The 473-nt window shown below is 39.7% G+C and carries 1 protein-coding gene; it reads right to left on the bottom strand.

The window, feature by feature from the left end; genetic code table 11:
- Window positions 1-29: 29 nt before the first annotated feature.
- On the bottom strand, window positions 30-473 hold a 444-nt coding region (locus tag AC1DJR_RS33290), incomplete at its 5' end, for a flavin monoamine oxidase family protein (protein ID WP_477004599.1).

Raw genomic sequence — 473 nt, 5'->3', positions numbered from 1 at the left:
AAGTTATACAGTAAAGAAATTTCTGAATTTTAAACTTTTTGATCATTCACTTCCATCGCCACACGCACTCCAGATTCAATCGCACCTTGAATCCATCCGTGATACAGCGTTGTATGATCACCAGCAAAATATATTCTCCCCTCAGGTTTTACAATGACTGGCTGTAATTCTGATTCTTGGCCAGCTTGAAATAGTGCAAACCCTCCAAGCGCATATGGATCTAATGTCCAACTCTTTGATATTCCAGACATGAACTCATCATATACTTGACCACCTAATATTGTTGCTAAATTTTGTAGTGTGTAATAGATACGATCCCCCTTTGATACCCCATCCCATAACAACGCATCATAAGACCATGTATAGCTTCCTAACATCATAGCAGGCCCTTTCTCTCCGATTCCATGGCTTGGATAATACGCATAACGTATAGGAAGATCTGTTATAATTCTCCCACCTAATTGCCCTTGTTC

It is taken from the genome of Bacillus sp. 05T31 (assembly GCF_056396725.1).
The sequence above is the reverse complement of the archived record's forward strand: the minus strand, read 5'-3'. Positions and strand labels throughout refer to the sequence as shown.